This window comes from Sphingomonas aerolata, assembly GCF_003046295.1.
Classification (GTDB): Bacteria; Pseudomonadota; Alphaproteobacteria; order Sphingomonadales; family Sphingomonadaceae; genus Sphingomonas; species Sphingomonas aerolata.
The window spans coordinates 545,613-571,269 of the sequence record NZ_PZZN01000002.1; the positions used below are offsets into that span (position 1 = coordinate 545,613).

The 25,657-nt window shown below is 64.2% G+C and carries 28 protein-coding genes; 12 read left to right on the plus strand and 16 right to left on the minus strand.

Going from position 1 to position 25,657, the window contains the following annotated elements; genetic code table 11:
• Positions 1–24 precede the first annotated feature (24 nt).
• The 5 genes from C8J24_RS09855 (at position 25) to C8J24_RS09875 (ending at position 2,051) form a co-directional block, all read left to right on the plus strand.
• Positions 25–309, plus strand: coding sequence for a hypothetical protein (locus C8J24_RS09855; RefSeq protein ID WP_146163673.1), 285 nt, complete (start codon positions 25–27; stop codon positions 307–309).
• A gap of 29 nt (positions 310–338) precedes the next feature.
• On the plus strand, positions 339–773 hold the full coding sequence (locus C8J24_RS09860; RefSeq protein ID WP_107932062.1) for a DUF3597 domain-containing protein: 435 nt from the start codon (positions 339–341) through the stop codon (positions 771–773).
• A gap of 74 nt (positions 774–847) precedes the next feature.
• The gene (locus C8J24_RS09865; protein ID WP_192003563.1) at positions 848–1,261 is read left to right on the plus strand and encodes a glycine zipper 2TM domain-containing protein; all 414 of its coding nucleotides are present in this window, start codon (positions 848–850) and stop codon (positions 1,259–1,261) included.
• A 249-nt stretch (positions 1,262–1,510) separates the two neighbouring features.
• Entirely contained in the window at positions 1,511–1,723 is a 213-nt protein-coding gene (locus tag C8J24_RS09870; RefSeq protein WP_031394996.1) for a cold-shock protein, read from the plus strand.
• A gap of 103 nt (positions 1,724–1,826) precedes the next feature.
• Complete coding sequence (locus C8J24_RS09875) at positions 1,827–2,051, plus strand: hypothetical protein (RefSeq protein WP_107932064.1); 225 nt, start codon at positions 1,827–1,829, stop codon at positions 2,049–2,051.
• A 76-nt stretch (positions 2,052–2,127) separates the two neighbouring features.
• Here C8J24_RS09875 and C8J24_RS09880 read toward each other — a convergent pair whose 3' ends face one another.
• The 14 genes from C8J24_RS09880 to C8J24_RS09945 form a co-directional block, all read right to left on the minus strand.
• The gene (locus C8J24_RS09880; RefSeq protein ID WP_244180608.1) at positions 2,128–3,081 is read right to left on the minus strand and encodes a cell wall hydrolase; all 954 of its coding nucleotides are present in this window, start codon (positions 3,079–3,081) and stop codon (positions 2,128–2,130) included.
• A gap of 152 nt (positions 3,082–3,233) precedes the next feature.
• Positions 3,234–6,071 carry a M16 family metallopeptidase gene (locus C8J24_RS09885; protein ID WP_107932069.1) on the minus strand — a complete coding sequence of 946 codons (2,838 nt, stop codon included), beginning with the start codon at positions 6,069–6,071 and terminating at the stop codon, positions 3,234–3,236.
• 8 nt (positions 6,072–6,079) lie between these two features.
• Positions 6,080–6,295 (minus strand): hypothetical protein, encoded by a 216-nt coding sequence (locus C8J24_RS09890; RefSeq protein ID WP_197975095.1) that lies wholly within the window; start codon positions 6,293–6,295, stop codon positions 6,080–6,082.
• Between the two features lie 9 nt (positions 6,296–6,304).
• Positions 6,305–7,450, minus strand: coding sequence for a tRNA guanosine(34) transglycosylase Tgt (gene tgt / locus C8J24_RS09895; protein ID WP_107932071.1), 1,146 nt, complete (start codon positions 7,448–7,450; stop codon positions 6,305–6,307).
• On the minus strand, positions 7,450–7,893 hold the full coding sequence (locus tag C8J24_RS09900) for an EF-hand domain-containing protein (protein ID WP_107932073.1): 444 nt from the start codon (positions 7,891–7,893) through the stop codon (positions 7,450–7,452). The genes tgt and C8J24_RS09900 overlap by 1 nt, the downstream gene beginning before the upstream one ends.
• Before the next feature lie 7 nt (positions 7,894–7,900).
• A complete protein-coding gene (gene queA / locus C8J24_RS09905; RefSeq protein ID WP_107932075.1) occupies positions 7,901–8,956 on the minus strand; it encodes a tRNA preQ1(34) S-adenosylmethionine ribosyltransferase-isomerase QueA in 1,056 nt (351 codons plus the stop codon).
• A 7-nt stretch (positions 8,957–8,963) separates the two neighbouring features.
• Positions 8,964–9,686: a peptidylprolyl isomerase gene (locus C8J24_RS09910; protein ID WP_107932077.1), complete on the minus strand. Its 723-nt coding sequence runs from the start codon at positions 9,684–9,686 to the stop codon at positions 8,964–8,966.
• A 116-nt stretch (positions 9,687–9,802) separates the two neighbouring features.
• Positions 9,803–10,324 (minus strand): pantetheine-phosphate adenylyltransferase, encoded by a 522-nt coding sequence (gene coaD / locus C8J24_RS09915; protein ID WP_031394988.1) that lies wholly within the window; start codon positions 10,322–10,324, stop codon positions 9,803–9,805.
• A gap of 21 nt (positions 10,325–10,345) precedes the next feature.
• Complete coding sequence (locus C8J24_RS09920) at positions 10,346–11,245, minus strand: polyprenyl synthetase family protein (RefSeq protein ID WP_107932079.1); 900 nt, start codon at positions 11,243–11,245, stop codon at positions 10,346–10,348.
• A 7-nt stretch (positions 11,246–11,252) separates the two neighbouring features.
• The gene (locus tag C8J24_RS09925) at positions 11,253–11,492 is read right to left on the minus strand and encodes an exodeoxyribonuclease VII small subunit (RefSeq protein WP_031394986.1); all 240 of its coding nucleotides are present in this window, start codon (positions 11,490–11,492) and stop codon (positions 11,253–11,255) included.
• A 95-nt stretch (positions 11,493–11,587) separates the two neighbouring features.
• A complete protein-coding gene (locus C8J24_RS09930) occupies positions 11,588–11,785 on the minus strand; it encodes a hypothetical protein (protein ID WP_107932768.1) in 198 nt (65 codons plus the stop codon).
• Between the two features lie 75 nt (positions 11,786–11,860).
• The gene (locus tag C8J24_RS09935) at positions 11,861–13,507 is read right to left on the minus strand and encodes a GGDEF domain-containing protein (RefSeq protein ID WP_107932771.1); all 1,647 of its coding nucleotides are present in this window, start codon (positions 13,505–13,507) and stop codon (positions 11,861–11,863) included.
• Between the two features lie 151 nt (positions 13,508–13,658).
• Positions 13,659–15,977 carry an ATP-dependent Clp protease ATP-binding subunit ClpA gene (gene clpA / locus C8J24_RS09940; protein WP_031394983.1) on the minus strand — a complete coding sequence of 773 codons (2,319 nt, stop codon included), beginning with the start codon at positions 15,975–15,977 and terminating at the stop codon, positions 13,659–13,661.
• 143 nt (positions 15,978–16,120) lie between these two features.
• Complete coding sequence (locus C8J24_RS09945) at positions 16,121–16,315, minus strand: DUF1192 domain-containing protein (protein ID WP_031394982.1); 195 nt, start codon at positions 16,313–16,315, stop codon at positions 16,121–16,123.
• Between the two features lie 118 nt (positions 16,316–16,433).
• On the opposite strand from C8J24_RS09945, the gene C8J24_RS09950 reads away from it, so the two are divergent.
• The 7 genes from C8J24_RS09950 (at position 16,434) to C8J24_RS09980 (ending at position 23,206) form a co-directional block, all read left to right on the plus strand.
• On the plus strand, positions 16,434–17,414 hold the full coding sequence (locus tag C8J24_RS09950) for an NAD(P)H-quinone oxidoreductase (RefSeq protein WP_056680804.1): 981 nt from the start codon (positions 16,434–16,436) through the stop codon (positions 17,412–17,414).
• Between the two features lie 159 nt (positions 17,415–17,573).
• Positions 17,574–18,455: a UDP-2,3-diacylglucosamine diphosphatase gene (locus C8J24_RS09955; RefSeq protein WP_056679870.1), complete on the plus strand. Its 882-nt coding sequence runs from the start codon at positions 17,574–17,576 to the stop codon at positions 18,453–18,455.
• Between the two features lie 45 nt (positions 18,456–18,500).
• Positions 18,501–19,535: a glycosyltransferase family 4 protein gene (locus tag C8J24_RS09960; protein ID WP_107932081.1), complete on the plus strand. Its 1,035-nt coding sequence runs from the start codon at positions 18,501–18,503 to the stop codon at positions 19,533–19,535.
• 111 nt (positions 19,536–19,646) lie between these two features.
• Positions 19,647–20,324, plus strand: coding sequence for a DUF1013 domain-containing protein (locus C8J24_RS09965; RefSeq protein WP_081874195.1), 678 nt, complete (start codon positions 19,647–19,649; stop codon positions 20,322–20,324).
• 177 nt (positions 20,325–20,501) lie between these two features.
• The gene (locus tag C8J24_RS09970) at positions 20,502–21,566 is read left to right on the plus strand and encodes an MBL fold metallo-hydrolase (RefSeq protein ID WP_107932083.1); all 1,065 of its coding nucleotides are present in this window, start codon (positions 20,502–20,504) and stop codon (positions 21,564–21,566) included.
• Between the two features lie 35 nt (positions 21,567–21,601).
• Entirely contained in the window at positions 21,602–22,471 is an 870-nt protein-coding gene (locus C8J24_RS09975; protein WP_107932085.1) for a dienelactone hydrolase family protein, read from the plus strand.
• A 117-nt stretch (positions 22,472–22,588) separates the two neighbouring features.
• The gene (locus C8J24_RS09980) at positions 22,589–23,206 is read left to right on the plus strand and encodes a glutathione S-transferase family protein (RefSeq protein WP_107932087.1); all 618 of its coding nucleotides are present in this window, start codon (positions 22,589–22,591) and stop codon (positions 23,204–23,206) included.
• Positions 23,207–23,422: 216 nt separating this feature from the next.
• Here the strand turns inward: C8J24_RS09980 and C8J24_RS09985 are convergent, their stop codons facing one another.
• Both C8J24_RS09985 and C8J24_RS09990 read right to left on the minus strand, forming a co-directional pair.
• The gene (locus tag C8J24_RS09985; RefSeq protein ID WP_107932089.1) at positions 23,423–25,012 is read right to left on the minus strand and encodes a DEAD/DEAH box helicase; all 1,590 of its coding nucleotides are present in this window, start codon (positions 25,010–25,012) and stop codon (positions 23,423–23,425) included.
• A 130-nt stretch (positions 25,013–25,142) separates the two neighbouring features.
• On the minus strand, positions 25,143–25,616 hold the full coding sequence (locus C8J24_RS09990) for a hypothetical protein (protein WP_031394973.1): 474 nt from the start codon (positions 25,614–25,616) through the stop codon (positions 25,143–25,145).
• Between the last annotated feature and the right edge of the window lie 41 nt (positions 25,617–25,657).

Genomic DNA, 25,657 nt, shown 5'->3' on the forward strand with positions numbered 1-25,657 from the left:
TGCGCAACAACCAGGACATTCGTCATGCCAACCCCCGTGCGTCACCCGCACCGCAAGCCCAAGACCTTCGGTCGCACCGCGATCGCCGCGGGGGTCGCCGCGCTCGGCCTGGGCGGCGCGCTGCTCGCGGCCTGGCTGCGCCGCGCGCCCGCCAATCCGGGCGAGCATGCCGCTCCCGATCTCGCCCCCGCCCGCCCGCATCCCGGCCCCGCCGACCGCGCGCCGGAGGCCTTCCGCCCCGATCCCACCGCGGTCCCGACCAAGGCGGAATATGACTCGCTGCGTCCCGCGACGCTGCCGGTCACCTGATTTCGTTTCGTTTTTTCACGGAGAGTTTCATGAGCATTTTCAGCAAGATCAAGTCCGCCATCTTCGGCGAAAAGGGCCCGCTCGGCAGCGGCCATTTCGGCACCCCCAAGCCCGCCGCACCGGCACCCGCCGCCATCGCCCCGACACCAGCACCCGCTGCTGCTCCGGCGGCCCCCGCCCCACAGGCCGCCCCCGCCGCCACCCAGCCGGTCGATGTCGAGGCGGTGCTCTCGGGCATGGCGTCGCGCAAGAATTCGGACCTCAACTGGCGCAGCTCGATCGTCGACCTGATGAAGCTGCTCGACCTCGACTCCAGCCTCGACAACCGCAAGGAACTCGCCACCGAGCTCGGCTATACCGGTGCCAAGGACGGCAGCGCGGAGATGAACATCTGGCTGCACAAGGCCGTGATGCGCGAACTGGCCAAGAATGGCGGCACCGTCCCCGCAGGTCTGCAGGACTGAGTGCACCGGCGCCGGCAACCAAGGCCGGCGCCGAGCATTGAGGTGATACCGACAACCCTCTGAAAGGACACGAAATGCGCGCTATGACGCTGGGCCTTATGGCCGCCTCCACCCTGATCGCCGGCTGCGTCGGCGGTGGCGGCGACCGCTACGGCGTCGACCCGCGCTATCGGTCCTATGACTATAACCGGCCCGACCCCGCCTATGGCAGCTATGACGCCGGCCGCTACTACCGCGACGACCGCCGCTACCGCGAACGCCGCCTCTCGAACAACGACCGCATCTATCGCGGCAATGACGGCCGCTATTATTGCCGCCGCAACGACGGGACGACCGGTCTGATCGTCGGCGGTGTGGCCGGCGGCGTGCTCGGCAACGTGATCGCACCCGGCGGTTCGGGTCTGCTCGGCACCGTGCTCGGCGCCGCCGGCGGCGCGCTCGCCGGACGGGCGGTCGATCGCAGCAACACCCCGGCACGCTGCCGCTAATGACCGGGGCTGGCGGCGTTCTATTACGCCGCCGGCCTTGGCGCTGCGGGGGATCTTTCTGAAGGTAATGGTCGTCTAAAAACACCGCCAGATTTGCAATTTCGGGTCGTCTGGCCCATATGGAGATTTGCTACAGTCGCATATCGACGGTTCTTGGCGCTTTGCGGCACCTTTCTCCTTCTTTCCCTGCTCCGCGGCATCGGGCGGTCCGAACCTCGGATTGCCCCATAACAAAGAAGGAGCCATCGCATGGCTATCACTGGCACCGTAAAGTTCTTCAACGCCGACAAGGGCTATGGCTTCATCGCTCCCGATGGCGGTGGCAACGATGCATTTGTGCACATCACCGCGGTTGAGCGCGCCGGCATGCCGACGCTGAACCAGAACCAGCGCGTCACCTACGAGCTCGAGCCCGACAAGCGCGGCAAGCAGTCGGCTGTGAACCTCCAGCCGGCCGACTGAGGCTGTCGGCGGACTTGTCCGCCGATGACTGATTTCGGTTGCGGCGCGGCGACCCCTCTGGTCGCCGCGCCTACTTCCTCTAGTTCCTCAGGAGCGCAGCAGCATGGCCGATAATCCAGAATTCTACCGGGCCCGCGCTGAAGAAGAGCGTCGCAATGGCGATGCCGCCTCGCTCGACAATGTCCGCGACCGCTGCCGCCGCGCCGAAAAGGCCTGGGACGACATGGCCAGCCGCGCCGAGCGCACGCAGACGTTGCGCGCCGCCCGCGAAGCCGCCCCCCCCGGTGGCGAGCGCATGGCGAACACCACGATGATCCCCGCCGAATAAGATCGGCTTCGAACGGCCGCCACCATCGGCGGCCGTTTCCATATCCAGCGTTTGGGCATGGCAACATGCCGCACAGTCAGCGCAGCCCGCCTGTATCCTTCCACCTGTCGAGAATTTCCGGTGGTGGCGGTAATCGATCCGCTTCGACTGGTGTCGAGGCACCAGCTACCCCACTTGTTGGAGCCGTCGCCGATATGGTGCCGGCCAGACCTGAACCGCGTCTGGCGCCACCCGCGCTATCAGGCCGCGCTGTGGTCGAGAGTGCTACAAATGCCGCGCCGGTGGCCCCGCCGGGCACCGGCTCGTGGCCGAGATACTGCTGGTTAAAGGCAGCCGCGGTGCCCCAATAGCCTTTCCACCGGTGAAAGAAATGTGCCCCGACCACCGCCGTCATCACCAGACTACGGCTCCAAGGCGGCGTGACGGCATAGGTATGATAATGCGTCGCCAGTCCGACTGGCGCATAAACATAGCCCGCCAAAACCATCGCCGCATTCCGCTCAGCCCGGACCCACGCAAGCCTGGCCGGCGCGTGCGCGGTCGCGCCGTCACAGGCAAAGCTGAATTGACATGCAGTCGGTGCCCCGCCCGAATGGGGCCCCTGATAGACCACGCCGCAGACGCTTGCCGGGAAGGCGGGATGGCGGACACGATTGAGAATGATCTGAGCAACCGCGCGTTGCCCGGCATCGGGCTCGGATGCGGCCTCGTAATAGATCGCAGTCGTCAGGCAGAACAACGCCCGCGCCCGGTCCGCCGCGCTGGTCCTCGTCATTGAAAAGGGACGCGCCGCCACTATGCCGGGATCCCCTGTACGAACATCAACGGAACTGGGCACCTTGGGGAGGGCGGTCGTTCCCGTCACTCCGGGGACGGGAGCCCCAAAGTCCCCGGGAATGCTCTCGAGGGCATTGCTATGGCGCCCCTCGCCATCACCGCCGCGCAGAGGTGTCCCGGCATCCCTTGGCGCGTAGCGGAACGCCGCGTGCGCAAACAGCGCGGTCGACGCGATCACGCCGGATATGGCCACCGGCAACCATCGTCGTCTCGATGACCGGGAGGCCCAGCGCGTCGTGTTCAATATCCCGCCATTCTTGCGCCACCGTCATCAAAGACGGCCAGCCATATCGCAGCAAACCCTACCGTTCCGCTACCGAATGCCCGCGGTCGTCGCGACGAGGATTATTTAAGTGCGGCGGTATCGAGTTTTAACGCAGCCTCGGGGATCAGCTCGGCTTGCGGATAGGCTTGTCGGAGCGAGGGGGCGAATTGCTTGGCATCGCCGACGACCACGATACTGGCCTTTATGGGATCGAGCAGCGCCGCGGCTGCGGTTTGGACCGACGCGGAATCAACTGCGCCAACCTTAGCCGTAAACTGCTGCAGTTCATCGACGCTAACGCCGTTCTGGACGTAAGATCCCAGAATTCCTGCAACGCCGGACGTCGTCTCGATCCCGCGCCCGAAATTCCCGACAAGCACGGCCTTGCGCGTTTCCAGTTCACCCGGGGATACGGGCGCCTTGCCCATGCCCGCCAGCTCCGCTGCGATCAGCGAGACGACTTCCGTTGCGGTAGGGTTCTTGGTCTGTGTCCGCGCGGCAACCGTTCCCTGTGTCTTCCCCGCGTCCAGCGTGCTGCCTGCGCCATAGGCCAGACCGCGCTTGATCCGGATTTCCTGGTTCAATCGTGAAGAGAAGCCTCCGCCAAGTATGGTGTTCGCTACCGCCAGCGAATAATAGCGGGGGTCGGTACGCGCGATCGCCGGCCGGGCGACGACGACGCCAGCCTGGCCCGCATCGGGCATGTCGACGACGATCACGCGAGGCGCCGGGTAATCGATCGCCATCGCGGGTGTGGTCGCCTCCCCGGTTTTCTTCCAGGGCCCGAATTGGGCGTCGGCCAGCGTCTTCGCCTGCGCTGCGGTGACGTCGCCGACCATTATGAGCGAAGCCTGATCGGGGCTGAAGCTGCGCGCATAGGCCGCGGTGATGTCGCCCCGGGTGATCGCCTTCAACGAGATCGGCGTTCCGCCGATCGGCGCGCCATAGGCAGACGTGCCGAGAACCGCCCGATCGGCGACCAGTGCGGCCAGCTGCGCCGGGTTCTTGAGCGCGAGTGATACTGTGTCGACCTGCTGCGTCCGTGCCCGTTCGATCTCGTCGGGCGCGAACGCAGGGTGCATCGCCACGTCGGCGAGGATCGACAGCGCGGGGGCAAGCTGATCAGCCTTCACCGTGACGTCGACGGAGGCACCGTCGCTGCCTGCATCGCTGCCGATCGATCCGCCGAGGCCTTCGATCTGGCGCGCTATCTGCGTGGCTGTCCGCGTGCGCGTGCCTTTGGTCAGCAACTCGGCCGCCAAGCTGCTCACGCCTGCTCGATTGGCAGGATCGGTTGCCGCGCCGCCACCGGTAACGAGATAGGCGGTGACGATCGGCAGATCGTGCCGTTCCACGGTGATAAGCCGCATGCCATTGGCGAGCTGCGTCGTGATCGGCTGGGGCAGGGTCGGCGATATCGGTGTACCGGGGGCGGGCGGAAGGATGCGCTGTCCTTCGGCGGCGGGGGTAACAATCTCGACGCTGGCGGGCGCCTTGAGATCCTCGACGCGGACGGTGGGGGCCACATCGATCGTCGCGACCCGCGTCGCGGCCGGCTTGGCATCGAGCGGGAGATACCGGATCGTCGCGGATTGCGCGTCAGCCAGATAGGTCCGTGCGACGCGCTGGATATCTGCGGCCGTGACCTGCGCAATGGCCGCGAGCTGGCGGTCTGCGGCGCGGGGATCACCATCCACGATCACCGATGACGCAAGGGTGCTCGCCTTTCCTTCGGCGGTTTCCCGGGCGATGATCGACGCTGTCAGAATTTCGTTCTTCGCTTCGGCCAGTTCGGCAGGGGTGACGGGGGCGTCGCGCAGCCGTGCGATCTCTCGCTTGAGCGCGGCCTCGCCAGCGTCGACGCTCTTGCCCCCGGCCATGATGGCATAGACGACCAGATTGCCGGTCGACTGCTTGCTGTCGATCATGGCGTCCGCGGACTGTGCGAGTTGATCGCGGTAGACGACGCTCTCGTAGAGCCGCGAGCTTTCGCCCTCCGACAATATCGCTTTCAGGAGACTGAGCGCGGGAATGTCGGCAGCGCGGTCCGCCGGGATATGATAGCTGATCAGCACCGCGGGGAGCGGCGTGTTGGGCTCGTAGACGGTACGCGTCACGGCTTGGGTACGGGCCGGCTCGGCGACCGTTACCCGAGGAATTTCCCCGCTCGGCTTCTTGATGGGGGCGAAGTAGGTGTCGATCCAGCGATTGAGCTGTGCCGGCTCGAAGTTGCCCGAGACGACCAGAACCGCATTGTCGGGTCGATAATAGGTTGCATGAAAGGCGCGGACGTCGTCGATGCCGGCGGCTTCGAGATTTTCCAGGCTGCCGATCGTACCACGTGCATAGGGATGTCGTGCATAGGCAAGCGCGGGATAATAGAGTGAGAACAGCTTGCCATAGGGCCGGGCCAGGGTGCTCTGGCGAAGCTCCTCCTTCACGACGTCGCGTTCAGATGCGAAGCTCTTAGGTTCGACCACAAGGCTCGCCATTCGGTCGGCTTCGGCGAACAGCAGACGCGGCAAGTGATTGGCCGGCACCACCTCGTAATAATTCGTATAGTCGTCGTTGGTCGATGCGTTGTTATAGCCGCCGACGTCCTCGGTTAGCCGGTCCATCTGCTCCGACACCAGATTGCGGGTCGATTTGAACATCAGATGTTCGAACATATGGGCAAAGCCGGACCGGCCCTTTGGATCGTCCTTGGACCCGACGTCATACCAGACCTGGACCGAAACGTTGGGTGTCGCCGTGTCCCGGATGGCGTAGACACGCAAACCGTTGGCCAGCACGCGTTCGGTGAAGGCGAGCGGTCTTACGGAGACGTTCGACGTAGATTTTGGGGGGGCGGACTGCGCCACCACCGCTGCAGGACAACAGGCTGCACCAAGCAGCAAGGCGGAGCGGAGGAGGCGCATCTGTATCCTTACTTCTGGGTACGCGAGCGGTTAAAAAGCACCGCGCCGGCGATGGCGGCTGAGCCTATGCCGACGCCAAGCCCGATCTTCGCAAGCGGCCAGGTCTTCGCCTTCTCGACGGTCGCCTTTGCTGCGGCTTCGGCGTGAAGCTTTGCTTCCTTGGCTGCGGCGAGAATTTCGTTGGGGGTATCGTCGTCGGCAGCCGTTGTGATGGGATCGGTCACGTCACTCTCCTAACTCGATTTCCGACCATACTCCGCTCGGAAATCATTTGCGAACTTCGTCAATGTGCCGGCGGCGATCGCAGCGCGCAGATCTGCCATCAGCGTTTCGTAAAACCAGATATTGTGTTCGGTCATCAACATCGCGCCCAGCATTTCGCCCGCACGGACGAGATGATGCAGATAGGCCCGGCTCCAGGTGGCGCAGACCGGGCAGGCACAGTCGGCCGCCAGCGGCAACTGGTCCTCGGCAAACCGGGCGTTGCGGATGTTGATCGGCCCGTTGCGCGTGAACGCCTGGCCGGTTCGCCCTGACCGGGTCGGCATGACGCAATCGAACATGTCGATTCCGCGCTCGACAGCGCCCACGATATCGTCAGGCTTGCCGACGCCCATCAGGTAGCGGGGTTTGTCGGCGGGCAATTGTCCGGGGGCGAAATCCAGGCATCCGAACATCGCCTCCTGTCCTTCGCCGACCGCCAATCCGCCGACCGCATAACCATCGAAGCCGATATTGATCAGCGCGTCCGCCGAGGATTTGCGGAACGACTCGTTCAGCGCGCCTTGCTGGATTCCGAAGATCGCGTTGTTATCCGCATGCGCACCGCCTGCATCGAAGGCATCGCGTGATCGCTTTGCCCAACGCATCGATCGTTCCATGGCGGCGGCCTGAACCTCCCGCGTGGAGGTCGTCGGGACAAGCTCGTCGAACGCCATGACGATGTTCGACCCCAATAAACGCTGGATCTCGATCGACCGTTCGGGGCTGAGCAGGTGCCGGGTACCATCGAGATGCGATTTGAACGACACGCCTTCCTCGGACCGCTTGGTAAGATCCGCGAGGCTCATCACCTGATACCCGCCCGAGTCGGTGAGGATCGGTTTCGACCAGCCCATGAAGCCGTGAAGCCCGCCCAGTCGCGCGACACGTTCCGCGCCGGGACGCAGCATGAGATGATAGGTGTTGCCGAGGATGATGTCGGCCCCCGCGGCCGCCACGTCGTCGGGCTTCATCGCCTTGACCGTCGCGGCGGTGCCGACCGGCATGAAGGCGGGTGTGCGGATCACGCCACGCTGCATCGCGATCTGGCCCGTGCGTGCTGCGCCGTCGGTGGAAGAAATGGTGAAGTCGAAACGAGGGGACACGGGATGATCCATTAACGGCGCTTGCCGCGCGGTGGGGCGTTGGGGGCGAAGCTCCTGATCGTCAGCAGTTCCTCGCGTACGAGTACGCCGTCCCGGTTGCGGTCGAAGCGGAGAAAGAACTGCGCAAATCGGGCCTGAAGCTCGGCAAGGGTGATCGCGTTGTCGCCGTCGCGATCGACTTCGAAGGGGCTCGGCAGGGCGTTGCGATCGCCAAGCCATTTCAGCGACCAGTCGGCATAGGCGATATAGCCGATCTTGCCCGTCATGCTGCCCTCGGCGCCCGCAAAGCTCCGCGCGAGGCAAGTGTCGAGTTCGGGCCTGGTCACGCGCGCGTCGCGATCCGCATCGCAGGCGGCGATCAGCATCGCGGCCGGTTCGGCAAAGATCGTTGCGGGCGGTTGCGCAATCCCCGCGGAAGGCACGACCTGCAAAGCCAGAATCAACGGGATCAACATGGGCCGGTCATGGCAGCAGCAGGCTGGCATCGCCATAGCTGTAGAAGCGATACTTGGCCGCAATTGCATGCACATAGGCGGCCTGCATCCGCTCGCGTCCCATCAGCGCCGATACCAGCATGAACAGCGTTGAGCGCGGAAGGTGGAAATTGGTCATCAGGCCATCGATCCCCTTGAAGCGGTAGCCCGGCGTGATGAAGATCGCCGTGTCGCCCTCAAACGGGCGGATGACGCCGTCGTTACCAGTCGCGCTCTCGATCAGTCGCAGCGATGTCGTGCCGACCGCGATCACCCGGCCGCCGGCGGCGCGGACCGCATTCAGCTGGTCCGCCGTGGTCGCATCGATCCGGCCCCATTCGGCATGCATCTGGTGATCGTCGGTATCGTCCACCTTCATCGGCAGGAACGTGCCCGCACCGACGTGCAGCGTCAGCGTGGCCTTCGCAATGCCCGCAGCCTCGAGCGCCGCCATCACCGATGGGGTGAAGTGCAGCGCCGCGGTCGGCGCTGCGACCGCGCCGGGTTCGGCGGCGAACATTGTCTGGTAATCCTCGGCGTCGCGCGCGTCCGTCGGGCGCTTCGCCGCGATATAGGGAGGCAAGGGCATTCGCCCCGCGCGATCGAGCAGCAGTTCGATCGGTTCGTCGCCTGCGAATTCGAGCGCGTAGCTGCCGTCTTCTGCCCGGTCGACCGTCCGGGCGACGACGCCATTGCCGAAATCGATCGGATCCCCATCGCGCAGACGGCGCGCATTTCGAATGAAGGCGCGCCAACGCCGCGGCCCCTCGCGCTTGTGCAGCGTCGCCCCGATCTTCGCTCCGGACGATAGCTGTCCGTCCTGCTCGATCCCAGCACGACGTCCTTCGAGCTGCGCCGGAATGACCCGCGTGTCGTTGAACACCAGCAGGTCGCCGCGACGCAGCTGTCCAGCCAGATCCGTGACGCGCAGGTCGCGTGTTGCATCCCCGTCTAAGACCAACAGCCGTGCGGCATCGCGCGGCGTTTCGGGCCGGAGTGCGATACGGTCGGTCGGCAGGTCGAAGTCGAAAAGGTCGACGTTCAACGGACTCTCACTTCTTCGCGGGGGCCTTCTTGGCAAGCTTGGGCTTTGCAATGACCGCCGGTGCTGGCCTCGACTTGCTGCTGCCGGTCCCCGGCAGGGTTACAGGCGCGCCCAGTGCCGGTGATGCGGTAACAGGCGCCGCGACATAGGCTGGTGGGCCGTCCGCAGCGATATAAGCGTGCAGGATACGCGAGGGGTTTGCCGGCGGCTCGCCGCGCTCAATGGCGTCGACATATTGCATGCCGTCGATCACCCGGCCGAACACGGTATATTTCTTGTCGAGGCTGAGGCGCGGCTGAAAGACGATGAAGAACTGGCTGTTCGCGCTGTCTTCCTTTTCCGAACGCGCCGCGGACACCGCGCCGCGAACGTGCGGCAGATAATTGAACTCGGCCTTCACGTCGGGCAGGGGTGAGCCACCGGTACCGTCACCCTTTGGATCGCCGCCCTGTGCCATGAACCCGTCGATTACCCGGTGAAACGCCAGGCCGTCGTAGAAATGCTGCCGGGTCAGGGTTTTGATGCGCTCGACCATCAAAGGGGCGACATCGGGACGAAGCCAGATCGTGACCCGGCCTCCCGTCGACAGGTCGAGCAGCAGCAGGTTCTGCGTGTCCGTCGTCAACGGCGGGGTAGCGCGTCCGGCAACGGCGGGATCGATGATCTGGGCGGACGCAGGCGCCGCGACGAGGCACCCGAGGATCGCAAACATACCGGCGAAAAAGCGCATCAAATCCCTACTCGCATTGGCCATGAGGCCGGGGCCGACCTTGAAGCCCGCCGCTTAGAACAAATCCGTGCTTGCGCCAAACTGAACATCGTCCGCCGACTGGCGTCCCGCACGCGTCAACTTCCCTTGCGGCCGATCTGATTGACGCGGGCAATGACCTCTTCACTGACGGCAGGCGGCACGAATTTGGCTATGTCCCCGCCAAAGAGCGCGATTTCCTTGACCAGCTTGCTCGCAATCGGCTGCAGCGCGACATCCGCCATCAGGAACACCGTCTCGACCCGCGGATTGATCTGCTGGTTCATCCCCGCCATCTGATATTCATATTCGAAGTCGGCGACGGCACGCAGACCGCGGACGATGACCTTCGCGCCTTCGCGCTCGGCAAAATCCATCAACAGAGAATCGAACGCGACCACGTGGATCTCGCCGGCCACGCCGTCTACCTCACGCCTCACCATCGCCATGCGTTCCTCGATCGTGAACATCGGCGATTTGGAGGCATTCGTCGTGACGCCGACGACCAGCCGGTCGACCAGCTTCGCGCCACGCCGGATGATGTCCATATGGCCCAGCGTGATCGGGTCGAACGTACCCGGGTAAACACCGACCCTTACGGTCTCGTGGCTTGCCGTCATGGTCGGTGTCTCCGGAAGAGGTCAGCGGTCGCGATCAAGCACGAAGCGTGCGATCTCGCGGAGCAGATCGGCCTCGCGGCCATAGCTATGCAGATGTGCGATAGCCTGGTCGACAAGCATGCGCGCCTGTTCGCGCGCGCGATCCGCGCCGAGCAGCGACAGGAACGTCTCTTTGCCCGCACCGGCATCCTTCCGGAGCCGTTTGCCCGCCGCCGCCTCATCGCCTTCGGCGTCGAGCAGATCGTCGGCGATTTGAAAGGCAAGCCCCAGGTCGTGCGCATAGCCGCGCAGGCCAACCCGGCCCTCGGGCGCAATCCTGCCAAGAATGGCGCCTGCCTCGACGGACGCCAAAATCAGCGCACCGGTCTTCATCTGCTGAAGCCGGGTGACAGTGTTCAGATCAAACCGGGCATTCTCCGCCTCGAGATCCATCATCTGGCCGCCGGCCATCCCAGTCGGGCCGGACGCCTTGGCAAGGTCGAGCACCAGATCGGCGCGCACGAACGGATCGGGGTGCGTTGACGGGTCGGCGAGGATCTCGAACGCCAGCGCGTGGAGGCAGTCACCTGCGAGGATCGCGCATGCTTCGCTGAACATCTTGTGGACGGTCGGCTTGCCACGACGCATGTCGTCGTCGTCCATGGCCGGGAGATCGTCATGGATCAGCGAATAGACATGGATCGCCTCGATGGCCGTGGCCACCCGCGCTACACAAGCACGGTCGACCCCAAACAGGCTGGCGGTCGCGAAAACGAGCAACGGGCGTAGCCGCTTGCCGCCGCCGATCGCGGCATGACGCATGGCGCGATACAGGTCCGCACGCGGATCTTCGGGAATCGCCAGAAGGACGTCGAACTGCGCGTCGATCTCTGCGGAAACCTCAGCGAGCGCTTCCGCCAGCGATTGCGGCAAGGTCATCATGCGCGGCTCAACCTGCCGCAAAGGGGCGAACCCCAGCCGGCTTACCCTCGGCATCGAGCCGGATCGCTTCGATCCGCGCCTGCGCAGCATCGAGCCGATCGGCACAACGCTGGCGCAGCTTGTTGCCGCGTTCGTAAAGCTCGATCGCCTGCTGCAGCGGCGTATCACCACGCTCGAGCTGCCCCACGATCGTCTCCAGCTCTTTCAATGCCTCTTCGAATGAGAGGTCTTCGGTCGGCGTTTCCATGGGTGCTGCTATGGAGCAGGCGCGCGACGGGGGTCAAGGACGCGTCGACGGCGGAGGCTATGCCGTGACCAGCACGCGCGAGTTTGCCGCGAATTCTAGCGCAACCGGTCGACGGTCCAGGTGTAAAGCACCGATATGCCGATCAGCCCCAGGTCGACTGCGGCCTGCATCCTGTGCGGCGCGGGGTCGGACGGGTCATGCGTGATGAGGCGGATATCCGCCGTCGGTCGCGGCATTACTGCGAGCGCCAGCACCAGCGCAGCGACAGCAAGGGCAGCCTTACGATTACGCATCGTCATTCTCCCGGGCGAAGCTGCATCCTGACGTCGTCAATCCGCTTTGACAAGCCGCGGCACCAGGCACCCCACTCAGGCGGCCGAGACGAGGCTGACCGCGCTTCGCGATCGATCGCGGCCCGCCGCCTTGGCCTCGAACAAGGCGCGGTCGGCGTCGCGGTAGAGCGTCTTCCAGTCGGCGTCGTGCAACAGGGGGCCGGTGCACGTACCGATGCTGGCGGTGACGGTGATATCATACGGCATCGACTGGCCGCGGACACGGTCGCGGATTGCGCAGGGCGAAACCGATGTCGAGGCATCGACGAGGATAGCAAACTCCTCGCCACCGATCCGGGCGATGAGCGTATCGGTTGGCAGTGCGCTGCGGAGCGCACGGGCGAAGGCCCGCAACACCTCGTCGCCGCCATCATGACCGATCGTTTCGTTGACCCGCTTGAAATGGTCGATGTCGGCGATCAGCAGCGTCTGCTCGCCGGGGCGGCCAATCGCGCGTGCAAGGAAGGCGCGACGATTGAGCAGGCCGGTCAGCGGGTCAGTATCGGCGAGCAGGCGCGCCGCGATCTCCTGTTCCCGCGCAGCGTCGCGTTCGCGGCTCAGCAACAGGATGCGATAGGCAATCGCCGTGCTCGACAGAAGCGCCTCGATCGCCATCGCGATGACCGTCGAATTGTCGACCAGCAGGCTCGGCTCGACCATCCCGAAGCTGCTGGCGATGCGAAGCCCCGACATGACGATCGGTGCACCCCACGCAAGCGCAAACAACCATAGATAATTGCTTCGTACGCGCCACGCGCGCCAAAGGATGATCGCCACGACCCCGATGAACCCGAGATAGGCGATCGACATGCCGGTATCGAGCACATGGATCGCGCGGGGGGCGAGCATAACCCAGAGCCCCGCCATCCCGACCAGCCCGACCATCACCGCACTGCTGAGCGGCCTCACCCAGCCCGAGAACACGGCGCGTTCGAAAAAGCTGCGGGCGAAAAGAAGTGCTGTGCTGGCTGATGCGGCCAGGAACAGTATGTTGAGCCGCTGGCGGTCGTTATTGTCGAGGCCCGTAAAGACTTGGCCCGCAGCACCTGATGACGTCGATACATAGGCCAGCAAGCACAGGACGAGGAGGCAGTAGACCGGCTGGAAAGCCTGGCGAAGCGCACCCCATAGCGCCAGATTGTAGACGATCAGCGCGATCGCCATGCCGGCAAACGCGCCGTAAAGTGCGCCGCGCACGATCTCCGTCGTCGCCGCCTCGCCATGATCCGCCAGTACCGGCTGCAGGATAACGCCGCGAAGGTTCGTGGCGCCTTCGACATGCCACAGGAGACGCACCGGTGGCGCGTCATGGCGCGGCAGCGGTTGCGAGAGGACGGCGCCGAGGTTCAGGATCTCATGGGCGGTTTTTGGCGTGACGCCGACATGGCGAATCGCACCATCGGCATAGCGGACATAGAGCGCGATGCGCGTCATCCAGATGCTGCCGATACGCGCGCTGGTGCCGCGTAGCTGAGCCGCGGGAAGCGGCTGTGACAGGACCCAGAAATCACCCGGGCCGAATCGGCGCTGTGGGGTGGTGCAGTCGAATCGTTCCGGCGTCTTGAACAGGGTCGGCGCCGTCATGCCGGGTGCTGCGCGGACGAGACAGGTCGCCAGGGGGAAGGCGGTCGCGGCGGCGGGCTGTGCAGACACCAAGCAGAGCGTCCACAGCAGCAAGACCATGACCCACCGCATATATGCCCGCATCCCCATGACATGCCTCGTAAAGCGCGTTCGGCAAAGAACGGTAAACGTGGCTGGCTATGGCACAAAAAAACCCGGCGGCAAGCGCTGCCGCCGGGTCTCATAAACGCGGCTTGACGCCGTCTCGCTGCTATTTGGCAGAGACGGGTTCAGCCTTCCCCTTCTTCTTGGGCTTTTTCGGCGCCGCACTTTCAATCGCGAACGAAAGCGCACCATCCTTCATCTTCACCGTCACCTCGCCGCCATGGACCAGTTTCCCGAACAGCAGTTCCTCGGCAAGTGGCTGCTTGATCTTTTCCTGGATCAAACGGCCCATCGGACGCGCTCCGTAGAGCTTGTCATAGCCCTTCTCGGTGAGCCACGCCTTCGACTCGTCATCGAGCTGGATATGGACGCCGCGATCCGCCAGCTGAAGCTCGAGCTGAAGAATGAACTTATCCACGACCCGGGCGACCACGGTCGTCGGCAGATAGCCGAACGGCACGATCGCATCGAGGCGATTGCGGAACTCCGGCGTGAACATCTTCTGCACCGCCTGTTCGTCCTCGCCTTCACGCGTAAGGTTGCCGAAGCCCACCGTCTCGCGCGCCATGTCGCTGGCCCCCGCATTGGTCGTCATGATCAGGATGACGTTGCGAAAATCGACCGACTTGCCGTGCTGGTCGGTAAGGCGCCCGTTGTCCATGACCTGCAACAGGATGTTGAAAAGGTCTGGATGCGCCTTCTCGATCTCGTCGAGCAACAGCACGCAATGCGGATTTTGATCGACCGCATCGGTCAGTAGACCACCCTGATCAAACCCGACATAGCCCGGGGGCGCACCGATCAGACGGCTGACCGAGTGCCGCTCCATATATTCGGACATGTCGAACCGCTGGAGCGGGATGCCCAGGATCGAAGACAGCTGCTTGGCCACCTCCGTCTTGCCGACGCCGGTGGGGCCGGTGAACAGATAGTTGCCGATCGGCTTCTCTGGCTCGCGTAGACCCGCTCGCGCCAGCTTGATCGCCGAACTGAGCTTCTCGATCGCCGCATTCTGCCCGAACACCACGCGCTTCAGATCTGTTTCCAGCGTGGCGAGCGCGAGCTTGTCGTCGGTCGAAACCGATTTTGGCGGGATGCGCGCCATGGTCGCGATGACCTGTTCGATCTCCTTGGGGGTGATCGTCTTCTTGCGCTTGTTCGGCGGTACCAGCATCTGCATCGCACCGACTTCGTCGATCACGTCGATCGCCTTGTCGGGCAGTTTGCGGTCGTTGATGTAGCGCGCGCTGAGTTCGACCGCCGACTTGATCGCGTCGGGGGTGTATTTGACGTTGTGGTGATCCTCGAACGCCGAGCGCAGGCCCGCCAGAATCTTGATCGTGTCCTCGATCGTCGGCTCGTTCACATCGATCTTCTGGAAGCGCCGCAGTAGGGCGCGATCCTTCTCGAAATGATTGCGGAATTCCTTGTACGTCGTCGAGCCGATGCAGCGGATCGTGCCGCCCGAGAGCGCCGGCTTGAGTAGGTTTGACGCATCCATCGCACCGCCGCTCGTCGCGCCGGCACCGATGACTGTGTGGATCTCGTCGATGAACAATACCGCGTCCGGCATCTTCTCCAACTCGTTGACGACTGCCTTCAGGCGCTCCTCGAAATCACCACGATACCGGGTGCCTGCCAGCAATGCGCCCATGTCGAGCGAATAGATCACCGCCGGCTTGAGCACGTCGGGGACCTCGCCCTCGACGATCTTCCGCGCGAGGCCCTCCGCAATCGCGGTTTTTCCGACGCCGGGATCGCCGACATAAAGCGGGTTGTTCTTCGACCGGCGGCACAGGATCTGGATCGTGCGATCCACCTCCGGCCCGCGCCCGATCAGGGGATCGACCTTCCCGTTCTTGGCTTTCTCGTTCAGGTCGACCGTGAATTGCTTGAGCGCGCTTTCCGTCTTGCCCTTCTCCTGTCCCTTGGTCGGCTTCTCGTCGTCGGCACCCTTGGGTGTCGAAGCTTCAGTCGGTTGCTGTCCGCCCTTGCCGACGCCGTGGCTGATGAAGCTGACCGCATCGAGGCGGCTCATGTCCTGCTGCTGCAGGAAATAGACGGCATAGCTTTCCCGCTCGCTAAACAAGGCAACGAGCACGTTGGCACCCGTCACTTCGTCGCGGCCCGAAGACTGGACATGAAGGATGGCGCGCTGGACGACGCGCTGAAAGCCGCTCGTCGGCGATGGATCGGTCGCGGCATCGACCTTGAGCGCATCGAGCTCGGTGTCGAGATAATGCGCTACCGTGGTTTTCAGCTCGCCCAGATCGACGTTGCAGGCGCCCATGACCTTCGATCCGTGCTCGTCGTCGATCAACGCCAGCAAGAGATGCTCGAGCGTCGCATATTCGTGGCGTCGGGACGATGCAGCCTCAAGTGCCTTGTGCAGGGTGGTCTCGAGGGCGGGTGCAAATGACGGCATTTACATTACTCCTGTCGGGCCACGCAGACGCAGGCCCTTTGCCACTATGTCGGAACGGTAATCGATCGCATCAAGCACTTGACCCCGCCGGCCTGCGTTCCTGCACCGTCCAAATGCGGACCGCCGAGACGAGGTCGAGGGCATCACCGTCTAAATAGGTCGTCGGCGCTGGCGCGGTGGCTGATCGCTCGATCTTTTTTCAACTGGCAGCGCGCAATCTCGCCTTGCAGCACGGTGATCCGCGCATCGAGCTCGGCGACCGAGAGCGAGTCGATGTCCTGACGCACGAGCGCATCGAGGAAATCGTCGGGACGAGAGGGGGCGTCATCCGGATCCATTGCGCCTGTAACGTTGACCCGCACCGGAGTGATGTCAATAAGGCACGGGAATCCAAAGGGGCGTCTCGATCACATGACTGCAAAAACCGTGACTCCGCGTTACATCGTCCCTGACGTCATGAAGGCAATCGATCCCGAAGCCCCGGGAGGCCCTGAAGTGCTCGTCCTTGTGGAGCGCGCCGTGCCGCATCCCGGAGCCGGCGAGGTCCTCGTCAAGGTCGCGGCGGCGGGCGTCAATCGTCCCGAGGTGATGCAACGGCAGGGTAAATATCCGCCGCCGCCCGGTGCCCCGTCGATCTTGGGCATGGAAATTGCCGGGACGATCGTAGCGGTCGGCGACGGGGTCGGCGAGGAACAGATCGGGCAGCGGATCTGTGCGCTGATCACCGGCGGTGCCTATGCCGAGTATGCGGTTGCCCCGTTCGGCCAGTGCCTCTCCGTGCCCGAAGCGCTAACGATGGTCGAAGCCGCGGCGATGCCCGAGACGCTGTTCACGGTGTGGACCAACCTGTTCGAGCGTGCCTATGCGACTGAAGGCGATACGGTGCTCGTCCATGGCGGTACGAGCGGGATCGGCACGATGGCGATCGGCTTGTGTGCCATCTTCGGGATCGACATCATCGTCACCGCGGGCTCGAAGGCGAAATGCGAAGCCGCGCTCAGCCTCGGCGCGACGCACGCGATCGACTACAAGACCGAGGACTTCGTCGAACGGGTCAAGCAGATTACCGGCGGCAAGGGTGTTGCGGCCGTACTCGATATGGTTGGTGGCGACTATGTCGCGCGCAATCTGCAATGTCTGGCCGAGGACGGGCGGCACGTGTCGATCGCGGTTCAGGGTGGGGCGAATGCGACGGTGCCGCTGTTCGAGATCATGCGCCGTCGTCTGACCTTGACGGGATCGACGCTGCGCCCGCGTGATACCGCATTCAAGTCGCTCGTGGCCGATGAACTGGCGCGGACGGTCTGGCCGCATGTCGAGGCCGGCAAGCTCAAGCCAGTGATCGATCGCGTCTTTGCCTTTGCCGACGCCCCGGCTGCGCATGCGCGGATGGAGGCGGGCGATCACGTCGGGAAGATCGTGCTGTCCATGACGTGACGCGGGCATGCCTGACCAGGCTGTCCCCGAGCCGTCTCTGCAATTCGTGACGGAGGCTGTGCGTCGTCCGATGACTTAGAACAGTCACCGGACTGCGACTGCAATGTCATATTGCGCCGCTAGACAGGACTGCAACGAACAGAATTGTGGGGCAGGCCGATGGACACCGTCACGTTTCCAACCGACGCGTTGCCGATAGCCGATGTGGCGGACATCGCGGACTTCATCCATTCGCGACCCGTTGTGCCCGAACGCGTGGTCGACCGGCGGCAATATCGCACGATCTGGATTTCCGACGTCCATCTCGGCACGCGTGGCTGCAACGCGGCGATGCTCAACGACTTTCTCGACCATGTCGACAGCGAGACGATGTTCCTGGTCGGCGACATGATCGATGGCTGGCGATTGAAGAAGAAATTCTACTGGCCGGCGGCGCATAACGACGTGCTGTGGCGGCTGCTCAAGCGCGCGAAGCGCGGTACGCGGGTCGTCTATATTCCGGGCAACCATGACGAGGTGTTCCGGCAATATTCGGGGCTCGACTTCGGTGGGATCTCGATCCGGCGCAAGGCGATCCACGAGACCGCCGACGGCCGCCGCCTGCTGGTTCTGCACGGTGACGAGTTCGACGCTATCACGCTGGCGCATCGCTGGGTCGCGCATATTGGGGATGCGGCGTACACATTGCTCATGGGGCTCAACCGGTGGGTGAATGGCGCGCGCCGACGCCTCGGCATGCCCTATTGGTCGCTCTCGAAACACGCCAAGGCCAAGGTCAAGAACGCGGTCGCCTTCATATCGCATTTCGAAGAAGTCGTCGCGCACGCGGCCGGCGTGCGGGGGGTCGACGGCGTCGTGTGCGGACACATCCATACGGCGGAAATGCGCGATATCGCCGGCGTTGCCTATTATAATGACGGCGACTGGGTCGAAGGCTGCACGGCGCTTGTCGAGCATTTCGACGGGCGGATGGAACTGCTTCACTGGGCAGACGAAATCGCCGCGCGTGAGGTCGATAACATCGTCACGCTGGCCGCCTGACCCACGTCAATTCGGCTCATGCCGCGGTTACCCAAGGAGACCCCGATGCGTATCGCGATCGTCACCGATGCCTGGAGCCCGCAAGTCAACGGCGTGGTTCGCACCCTGCAGTCCGTCCGGCGGGAACTCGAAGTGACGGGTCATCAAGTGCTGATCATATCCCCCGCGCAGTTCGCCTCGATGCCGTGTCCGACCTATCCCGAGATTCGGCTGGCCTTTGCACGGTCGGGCGCAGTCGGACGATTGCTCGAAAGCTTTGGCGCCGATGCGATACACCTCGCGACGGAAGGTCCGGTCTGCCTCGCCGCACGAACCTGGTGCCTGGCTCGAGATTTGCCGTTCACAACTGCCTATCATACCCAGTTTCCCGATTACATCGCGGCACGGACGGGTGCGAACCCCGCCTGGATATGGCGCTATATTCGTTGGTTCCATCGTCCCGCCGAGTCGATCCTGGTCTCCACCCCCTCCGTCGCGGCAGCACTTACTGCACAAGGCCTGCATCAGGTTCGCGAATGGGGGCGAGGCGTCGATTTTGCACAATTCGGGCTGGACGGCGCCCGCGATCCGGAGATGGCGGCGCTGCCCGGCCCGATCCTGCTCTATGTCGGGCGCGTCGCCGTTGAGAAGAATGTCGAGGCCTTCCTGTCGTCCGCGCATAGGGGAACGAAGGTCGTCGTCGGCGACGGACCCGCGCGCGCCACGCTTGCACGTCGCTTCCCCGATGCCGTGTTTCTTGGCCAGCGTGACGGACAAGGGCTGGCGGCGGCCTATCGTACCGCGGACGTCCTCGTCTTTCCCAGCCGGACCGACACCTTCGGGCTGGTCATGATCGAGGCGCTCGCGTGCGGGACGCCGGTTGCGGCCTATCCCGTCGCCGGCCCGATCGACGTACTCGACCCGCGCGTTGGCGTGATGCATGAGGATCTCGACGAAGCGATCGCGGCGGCACTGACCCGCGATCCTGTCGCCTGCGCCGCATATGCTGCCCGGTACAGCTGGCCCGCAAGTGCGCGCCAGTTTCTGCGTGCCCTTGTTCCGCTTGCCCGTCCACTCGATCGACCGCGCATGGCGGCATGATGCGACGCGACGATCGCGCGCTTGCCTGTTAGCCATGGGCGCACTAAGTCGTGTGTCATGTCAGGCCGCTCCGAAAGGGGCGGCCCTTTCTATTTTTACGGAGTTTCCGCCGTGGCCCAGCCGCTCATGCCCCATGCGACCGCCGCCTGGATGGTCGACAACACTGCGCTCAGTTTCGAACAGATCGCAGATTTTTGCGGTCTGCACATTCTCGAGATCCAGGCGATCGCCGACGATACCACGTCGACCAAGCTGACGGGGCGCGATCCCGTCCGCGCGCATGAGGTCACGCAGGACGAGATCGACAAGGGCGCGGCCGACCCCGATTATCAGCTCAAGATGATCAAGGGTCCCGAGCAGGTCCGCCGGACCAAGGGCCCGCGCTATACGCCGGTGTCCAAGCGTCAGGACAAGCCCGATGGCATTGCCTGGATTATCCGCAATCATCCCGAGATCACCGATGGCGCAATCTCGCTGCTGATCGGCACGACGCGCACGACGATCGCTGCGATCCGTGACCGTAGCCACTGGAACATCGCCAACATCACGCCAAAGGACCCGGTCACGCTCGGCCTGACGTCGCAGCGCGAGCTCGACGCCGCGGTTGCCAAGGCCGCCAAGGCGGCGGGTATGGAGGCACCGACCGACACGCGTCTCGAGGGCGATCGTGAGGCACTGCTCGAGCAGCTTCGTAACGAGCGCACGCAGGCAGCGGCGGACGCCCAGTTCGTCGCAGAGGGTGGTGTCCTGCCGGTCAAGCCGCTGTTCGACGACCCCTTCAAGCGCTGAACGTTCCCGGTCCCCGCGTGGCACGGTGCGGGGCCGGTACGGGCTATCGAATAGGTTTGCGGTCCTGACGGCGCGGGGATGGCCGGCGACATAGGGCCATGAGGGCACGCGGCATGGCTGATGCGCGTGTCGGCCCGGGGACTATCTCTGGTGCCTGGCGGTTGCTACCTGCATCACATGACGTCGCTGCCGGCTCCACAAGATGAACCGCTAACACACAAGGGGCTGGTCTACCCCTTAGGCCACCGCGAGCCCGAACCCGGTAACGTATTTCGCATCGCTCCCGGCGTTGACTGGGTACGCCTCAAAATTCCCGGTCCGCTGCGCCACGTGAACTGCTGGATGCTCGCCGACGGCGACGGCGACGCGCTCGTTGATACGGGCATGAATACGCCGGAAGCTCGCGACGCGTGGACCGCAATCCTGGCAGGGCCGAAGTCGGGCGTCCGCATCACCCGCGTGATCGGCACGCATTTTCATCCCGATCATATCGGCCTTGCTGGTTGGCTGTGCGAGGCGCACGACGCGGCCCTCGTCATGACCCGGGGCGAATGGCTGACCGCACGAATGCTGGCCGCTGATGCCCGGGATGCCGTTCCTGCCGAAATGCTGGCATTCTGGCGCGGTGCGGGCTGGGACAGTACGCAGATCGCGCATGCCAGCGCGAAGGGGTGGGCGGGATTCCGCAAGATCATCACGCCGCTTCCCTTGGGTTACACGCGGATCACCGACGGTGACGTGTTGACGGTAGGGCGCGATGACTGGCGGGTCGTGATCGGGTCGGGCCACAGCCCAGAGCATGCATGCCTTCTCAACGAAGTATCGGGCATCCTGATTGCCGGGGATCAGGTTCTCCCCCGTATCAGCCCCAATATCTCTTTGGGCATCACCGAGCCGCATGCGGATCCGCTGGGCGAATGGTTTGCCGCGATCGCCCGGCTCAAGACATTGCCCGCAGATTTGCTGGTCCTGCCGGGGCATGGCGATCCGTTTACTGGTCTTCATACCAGGCTTGGCGCGATGGATCGTGAGCACCGCGAACGGCTCGACGAACTTGCTGCCTTTCTCGCCGAGCCGCGTCGTGCGGTCGAGTGTTTCGGGCGGTTGTTCCGGCGCGCGATCGGCCCCGATCTGCTCGGCATGGCAACGGGTGAAGCGCTCGCGCATCTGCGTCGGCTCGAGGTCGAGGGTCGCGCCGTTCGGGACAGTGTCGATGGCGTGTGGTGGTGGCGCGCAACGTGAGCTAGCATCAGATCAAAGCCGGCAGGAGAGGCCCCATGTGCGACGAGCATACCGCAGACGATAACGAACACTATCTCGCCGCCATGTCGCGGCGCCAGTTCGGCGTGATGGCCGGGGCCGCAGGCCTCGCGATGCTGTTGCCCGTGCCGGCCGATGCGAAGCCGATCAGCGGACGCAACGTGTCGATCAAGACGCCCGATGGTCAGGCTGACGCCTATTTCGTCGCGCCGGCCACCGGGACTCATCCGGGCGTGCTTGTCTGGCCGGACGTCATGGGGCTGCGTCCAGCGTTTCGGCAGATGGCCGACCGGCTCGCGCAGTCAGGCTATGCCGTGCTGGTCGTCAATCAATTCTATCGTTCGACCAAGGCGCCGTTCCTTAGCCCCGGTGAATCCTACGACCAGCCGGCGGTCCGCGCGCGAATTGCACCGTTTCGTGAAGCGCTTACGCCCGATGCTACGGTCCGAGACGCCAAATCCTTCACCGCGTTCCTTGATGCGCAACCGCAGGTGAATCGCAAGCGTGGTCTGGCGACCACCGGCTATTGCATGGGTGGGCCGATGGTGATCCGCACCGCTGCTGCGGTATCGGGGCGCATCCGCGCGGGGGCGACGTTCCACGGCGGGGGGTTCGTGACCGACACACCCGACAGCCCGCACCGGCTGATCCCTGCACTGAAAGGCAGCTATCTGATCGCGATAGCGGCGAACGACGATGCGCGCGCACCGACCGAGAAGGACGTGCTGCGGGCGGCCTTCGCGACAGCGAAGCGTCCGGCCGAAATCGAGGTCTATCCGCAAACGATGCACGGATGGTGTCCGCCCGACAGCAAGGTCTATAATGCGGTGCAGGCGGACCGCGCGTGGGGGCGTATGCTCGCGCTGTTCGAGACGGCTCTGGCGTAGGACACCTCGCCGCGTTGCTCGACGACGATGCCGCCTGGGCGCAAGGCGCGATGGCGCCTTGACGGCATGTCATCTCCATGAGACCATCGTTCACTCTATGTTCCAAGGGGGCGAGCCATGACGTTGACGCTGTATTCGAATCCGATGTCGCGGGGGCGTATTGCTCGCTGGATGCTCGAGGAGACCGGGGCGGCTTACGATACGGTGATGCTCGATTATGCGACGACGATGAAGGCGGCGCCGTATCTTTCGGTTAATCCGATGGGCAAGGTGCCCGCTATCGTCCATGACGGCCACGTCGTTACCGAATGCGGCGCGATCTGCGCCTATCTGGCCGACGCCGTGCCCGAGGCGCAATTGGAGCCGACGGCTGACGAGCGGGCCGACTATTATCGATGGCTATTTTACGCGGCCGGGCCTCTGGAGGCGGCAATCACCAACCGATCGCTCGGCGTGGTCCCGACCGAGACGCAGCAGCGGATGGTCGGTTATGGAAGTTTCGAGGCCGCGATCGCCGGACTTGAGCATGCCGTTGCGGCGCATAGCTATATCGCGGGCGAACGCTTCACGGCAGCCGATGTCTATGTGGGTGCCCAGGTCATATGGGGATTACAGTTCGGCACGATGCCGAAGCTTGCAGCATTCGAGGCCTATGCCGCCCGCCTGACCGAACGCGCGGCCCATCGGCGGGCAGCAGCGCTGGATGATGACGCTATGGCCAAGATGGCGTCATGAAGTTGCGCTAGGAGGTCGAATGCCCGATCAGGCGGCCTAGGACGCGAGCTAACCCGCCAGCGCCTGTGGCCCCATCGCGCGGGCATTCGTCAACTCGGCCACGTGCCCCCGCACTCCCAAGGCGATCGCCGCGTGGATCGACGATCAAAACGGCGAGCGCGCGCTTGTGTTGCTATCGCTCCTATGGTGGGCAAGCCTGAAGTTAGTCTCTCGGCATCACTCGTATCCGCCAATCACGGCATTCAGGAAGCTGGGGAAGGGGCCGTTCCACCCGTCAACCGGCGCGTCGGGCACGGTACTGCGGCGGGTGGCCCGCACGGGATCGACCTTTGGCTCAAGTGCCTGCTCGGGCATGGCGGTCGACGGTGCTGGCGGCACTGTCGGCACCGGGGCCGCGGCAGGACGTTCCGCGACCGGCGCGATGGGCATTGCCGGAGCAACACGGGGAAGCGCAGGCTGTGCGGCAGGGACCGGTTCGTCAATCGGCGTCCGAGCCCAGCGCGATGGTTTCGGCGTCGCGGCGGGCAAGGGCGCTGCGATTTCGGCGGCCGCCATCACTGCGTCCTCGACGGCATGGGCAACCACATCGGCACGCGGCACCCGCCGGGTCCGCGACCGTTCGCGCCGCGGTGGCAGCTCTTCATCGCTCTCGGTCGGCGCGGTAGCCGCCGGAGCCGGCGCTCTCGGCTCGGACAGCTTCAACCGCTCGATCGTCTGGCCCGTCAGCTTTTCGATATTCTGGATATTCTCGGAATCGTCGGGTGCGACGAAGGTATAGGCGGTGCCCGTCGCACCCGCACGGCCCGTGCGGCCGATCCGGTGGACATAATCGTCGGGATGCCAAGGCGCGTCATAGTTGAAGACGGTCGACACGCCCTTGATGTCGAGACCACGCGCCGCGACGTCCGAGGCGACGAGGATCGTCACCGCACCGTTCTTGAACAGGTCCAGTTCGGCGAGGCGCTGGGGCTGCTCCATGTCGCCATGGATTTCGCCGGATTTGTAACCCGCCTGCTTCAACACCTTGTTGAGGTCGCGCACGGTCGTCTTGCGATTGCAGAAGATGATCGCGTTGGTGACCTCGTCCTGCGCCAGGATCCGGCGCAGTGTCTCGCGTTTCGCGGTCTGGCTGGCGACCGGGACCAGATACTGCTTGATATTGAGGTTGGTCGATGCAGGGCGCGAGACCTCGATCGTCTTGGGGTTCGAGAGAAACTTGTCCGCCAACTTCTTGATCGGCGGCGGCATCGTTGCCGAGAACAGCAGCGTCTGGCGCGACTTGGGCAGCTTGGTGCAGATTTCCTCGATGTCGGGGATGAACCCCATGTCGAGCATCCGGTCCGCCTCGTCGATGACCAGCAGCGAACAGCCGTTGAGCATGATCTTGCCGCGGCCGAACAGGTCCATCAGCCGGCCCGGCGTCGCGATCAGGACGTCGACGCCCTTTTCGAGCGCGGCGAGCTGGTCGCCCATCGACACGCCGCCGATAAGCAGCGCCATCGAGAGATGCGAATTGACGCCGTATTTCTCGAAGTTCTCGGCAACCTGCGCAGCGAGTTCGCGGGTCGGCTCGAGGATCAGCGAGCGCGGCATTCTGGCGCGGCTGCGGCCATGGGCAAGAATGTCGATCATCGGCAGCACGAACGACGCGGTCTTGCCGGTGCCCGTCTGGGCGATGCCGATGATGTCTCGCATCATCAGAACCGAAGGGATCGCGCCGGCCTGGATCGGCGTCGGCTCGGTATAGCCGGCGTCAGTGACCGCCTTCAGGAGTTCTTCGGAAAGGCCGAGATCGGCAAAGCTCATTTATATGTCCGGGAAAAGGAGGGCGCGCATTATTCCCTCAAGCGCCCCGCCGCTCGCGGATTTCCAGCAAAATGTCAAGGAAAGCGGGTGGCGGCACGACGAAAGTCGCACATCACCCCTGCGGTCTTGTCTATTGTTTGAGCTTCAGCGTCTTGAAGTCATCGATTTCGCAGCGCGCGCCGGACCGCATGCGAATCGCGTCGCGATCGCGACATATCAGACCGTCACCGCTCGGCCGCAGGTAGAAGCCTGGATAATAGTCGAGTGGTTTGCAGTCGCCATCAAGCTTCGCGCGCAACCGCGTGCCGTCCTGCATGACGAGATCGACCGAGCCCGGCTGGCCGAGAAAGGCGCCTGCTATCTCCGCGACGGCGACGCATTTGGGCCCCTTGCGCTCCTTCCACTCGCGCGGCTTCGACAAGGGCGCGCTACCGACGGGTTGGGCCGATCGCCGGAACATGCGGGGGACGCGGATGATGATCCGCTCGTGGATCGAGACCTGCGTGATCTCGACGCGCGCGCGCGTCGGCACGGCGGGGTTCGCCACGGCCGCGAGGGGGGCGGTGAGGGCGAGGAGGGAGGCGGGAAGCGCAGGGTGAATCATGATGTCGCTAAGCAGCGTTAACCGCGATCGTTGAACGGGAG